Below are 2,528 nucleotides of genomic sequence, written 5' to 3'. Positions count from 1 at the left end.
CCGGCTCGCCCCAGCCGACAATGCCGCGGTCAGTTTCCACCCTGACGAACAGCCACCGTGGTGGGACGAGGAAGGTTTCGATCCTACTAATGCGCATGAATGTTGCTTTCGGAGAGGTACGCGACAATGTGGTCAACCATTGCCTGTGGTGGGAGGGACAGGTCGACGGTCAGGCCGCGTTCGTCGTCGCCCAGGGTCTGCAGGCTCTCGTACTGGGAGGCAAGCAGCGACGGCGGCATGTACTCGTGTTCCCGCTCGGAGATCCGTGCGGCCACCAGTTCAATGGTGCCGTGCGGGTGCACGACCACCAGTTCTGGGACGTGACCGCGGAGCAGGTCCCGGTACGCGAGTTTGAGAGCCGAACAGGCGACGACGACGCCGGCTTTCCGGCCTTCGGCGAGCACCTCACCGACGGTGTGTAGCCAGGGAAGCCGGTTGTCGTCGGTGAGGGGCGTCCCTGCGGCCATCAGGGTTTTGTTGTCCACCGGGTGCAGATCATCACCGTCAACGAAAGCGACGCCGAGGCGTTCAGCGAGCAGCGACCCGATGGTGCTTTTGCCAGAACCCTGCACCCCCATGACCACGATTGGCGGGGTTTTTGAGTCTGCCATGACCTAGCCTTTGGTCGCGCCGGCGGTCAGGCCGGAAACGATGTACTTCTGGGTGAACAGCGCGATCACCATGATCGGGATAGTGACCACCACGGAAGCGGCCATCAGGCCTCCCCAGTCGATGCTGGCGTAGGCCACGAAGTTGAAGATGGCCACGGGCAGCGTCTTCGTCTCGGCGCCGGAGAGCACCAGGGCGAACATGAAGTTGTTCCACGAGAAGATGAAGGACAGGATTCCGGCCGTTGCCACGCCGCCGATGGACAGGGGCAGGGTGATCCGCAGGAAGGCGCCGATGTGGGTGAGTCCATCCACCCGGGCCGCTTCCTCGAGCTCAAGGGGCATCGAATCGTAGTAGGACATCATGATGTACACGATCAGTGGCAGGGCCACGAACATGTGCGAGAGGATCAGCACCCCGTATCCGCCCACCAGGGACAGGTTGGAGAATACGTAGTACCAGGGCAGCAGCAGGCTCACGCCCGGGATGATGCGGGCCATCAGGACTACCAGCGCTGAACGGCGCATCGCGAACCGGCTCATGGAGTAGGCCGCCGGGACGCCGATGATCAGGGATAGCGCCGTCGACGCGAACGCCACCCAGAAGCTGTTGAACACGAACGAGAAGTAGTTGTTGCGGCCCAGCACCGTTTCGTAGTTGGCGGTGGTGGGGGTGAAGATCAGGGTTTTGCTGGCGTCGTAGATGTCGACGTTGGTCTTCAGCGAGGCCAGGAACATCCAGACCAGCGGGGCGATGAACGCGAGCACCACGAGGGTCAGGGCGACAACGCGGAAGATCTTGTAGCCCTGCCGGCGAAGTGGTTTCTTCCGGCGCGCGGGAATGCCGGTGGGCTTGGTGCTGCCCTGGCTGAGGTTGGGGGCGATCGTGCTCATGAGCTACACGTCCTTCCGGCGCCGGGTCAGAACCCACATGGCCGCGATGATGATGAGGAAGAAAAGGATCAGGACGGTTGAGGACAACCCGTAGTCGTTGTAGTCGAAGCTAAGCCCGTAGGCGTAGATATTCAGCGTCTCCACCTCGTTGAAGGATCCACCGCCGCGCCCCTTGGTGGCGTACAGCAGGTCGAAGGTTTTGAGCGCGTCGATGCTGCGCAGGAGGACCGCCACAATGATGGTCGGCATCAGCAGGGGGACGGTGACGTAGCGGAACCGCTGCCACGCGTTGGCGCCGTCGATCCGGGCCGCCTCGTCCGGCTCCTCGGAGAGGGAGGTAAGGCCGGCGAGCAGGATGATGACCACCATGGGGGTCCACTGCCAGATGTCGATGAAAATCACTGTGGGTAGCGCGGTCGCCTGACCGGAGAGCCAGGGCTGGGGCGGAATGCCCACAAAGCCGAGCACCTGGTTGGCGAACCCGATGTTGGGGTCGAAGATCAGCCGCCACATCATGCCGACGGCGACCGGGGTGGCGACCAGGGGCAGGAGGATTGCCACCCGGACCCATTTTTCGCCCTTGAACGGGCGCCACAGCAGGAGTGCGATGCACATGCCCAGGATCATCTGGACGGCGAGCGCCACAAAGGTGAAGGCGAAGGTGCGTCCGACGGCGGGCCAGAAGCGTTCAGTGTCGGTGAGCACTTCGGCGTAGTTGGCGAAACCGATGAACTCGGATTCGGCGCGGACCGACCCTGAGGAGTCGGTCAGGCTCAGGTACATGGTCCAGCCGAGCGGGAAGATGATGAGGATGCCGACGAAGATCATGGCCGGCGCCGCGAACAGCCACTTCCGGTGGTTGTTCGCCCAGTCGGAGTAGGCCTTGTAATGGGTGTTTCCCGGCCTGCGGTCCTTCGGCGGGTTGATCCTCGGTGGGGAGGCGACAGTCATGGTCAACGTCCTTGGTGCGCTAATGGCAATGGTTGCAAAGGTGGTGGGTGGAGCGCGTCAGGGTGCGGCGGCCGG

At 63.1% G+C, this 2,528-nt stretch carries 3 protein-coding genes; all 3 read right to left on the bottom strand.

All coding sequences use genetic code 11. From position 1 onward, the window contains the following. Positions 1 to 86: 86 nt before the first annotated feature. Genes K728_RS0102705 through K728_RS0102695 form a run of 3 tightly spaced genes read right to left on the bottom strand, consistent with a single transcriptional unit; the run spans position 87 to position 2,453 of the window. Positions 87 to 611 (bottom strand): gluconokinase, encoded by a 525-nt coding sequence (locus tag K728_RS0102705; protein ID WP_024475761.1) that lies wholly within the window; start codon positions 609 to 611, stop codon positions 87 to 89. A gap of 3 nt (positions 612 to 614) precedes the next feature. Next, positions 615 to 1,502 (bottom strand): carbohydrate ABC transporter permease, encoded by an 888-nt coding sequence (locus tag K728_RS0102700; protein WP_024475760.1) that lies wholly within the window; start codon positions 1,500 to 1,502, stop codon positions 615 to 617. A 3-nt stretch (positions 1,503 to 1,505) separates the two neighbouring features. Next, positions 1,506 to 2,453: a carbohydrate ABC transporter permease gene (locus K728_RS0102695; protein WP_084442794.1), complete on the bottom strand. Its 948-nt coding sequence runs from the start codon at positions 2,451 to 2,453 to the stop codon at positions 1,506 to 1,508. Between the last annotated feature and the right edge of the window lie 75 nt (positions 2,454 to 2,528).

Origin of the sequence: Arthrobacter sp. CAL618, from assembly GCF_000468215.1 — a bacterium.
In the GTDB taxonomy this organism is placed as follows: domain Bacteria; phylum Actinomycetota; class Actinomycetes; order Actinomycetales; family Micrococcaceae; genus Arthrobacter_D.
The sequence above is the reverse complement of the archived record's forward strand: the minus strand, read 5'-3'. Positions and strand labels throughout refer to the sequence as shown.